Origin of the sequence: Rhodococcus sp. A14, from assembly GCF_011603105.1 — a bacterium.
Taxonomy (GTDB): domain Bacteria; phylum Actinomycetota; class Actinomycetes; order Mycobacteriales; family Mycobacteriaceae; genus Rhodococcus_F; species Rhodococcus_F opacus.
Map to the genome: position 1 here is coordinate 1 of NZ_JAAOQS010000316.1, position 563 is coordinate 563.

3 protein-coding genes are annotated in these 563 nt (G+C 67.3%); all 3 read left to right on the top strand.

The window, feature by feature from the left end:
• Positions 1 to 123 (top strand): carboxyl transferase domain-containing protein (locus tag G9373_RS45605; RefSeq protein WP_167121067.1); only part of this gene is annotated, 123 nt, incomplete at its 5' end.
• Positions 120 to 389, top strand: a complete 270-nt coding sequence (locus G9373_RS45610; protein ID WP_005265720.1) for an acyl-CoA carboxylase epsilon subunit — start codon at positions 120 to 122, stop codon at positions 387 to 389. The genes G9373_RS45605 and G9373_RS45610, both read left to right, overlap by 4 nt.
• A gap of 26 nt (positions 390 to 415) precedes the next feature.
• A partial coding sequence (locus tag G9373_RS45615; RefSeq protein ID WP_141476621.1) for a biotin carboxylase N-terminal domain-containing protein occupies positions 416 to 563 on the top strand: 148 nt, incomplete at its 3' end.

Genomic DNA, 563 nt, shown 5'->3' on the forward strand with positions numbered 1-563 from the left:
GGCTACGTCGACGCCGTCATCCCCCCGTCCCACACCCGCGGACAGATCGTGGCCGCCCTGCGCCTACTCGAACGCAAAATGGTCACCCTCCCGCCCAAGAAGCATGGGAACATCCCCCTATGACCGCGGCGGAATTGGTTGTCGACGAGGTGCTCGACGAGCTGGGCGCCGGCATCGCCGAAGAGCCGCCGGCGGCGCCGGCCGTGACGTTCACGGGCAACCCGAGCGACACGGACATCGCCGCGGTGCTCGCAGTGTTCGCTGCGATCGCCTCGTCCGGTTCCGCGGCGGAAGCGCCCGCGGTCGATAACGATTCGTGGGGCACTCCCGCCCTCATTCTGCGTCGGCAAGTAGCCGCCGCTGCCGTCCTGGTCAACGCAGGCTACTGAAACTGTAGAAAAGGGAAGACATTTCGATGAGTAGTGCACGTATTTCCAAGGTGCTCGTCGCGAACCGCGGTGAGATTGCAGTGCGGGTGATCCGGGCCGCAGCCGATGCCGGCCTGGCCAGCGTCGCCGTCTACGCCGAACCCGACGCCGACGCCCCGTTCGTGCGCCTGGCCG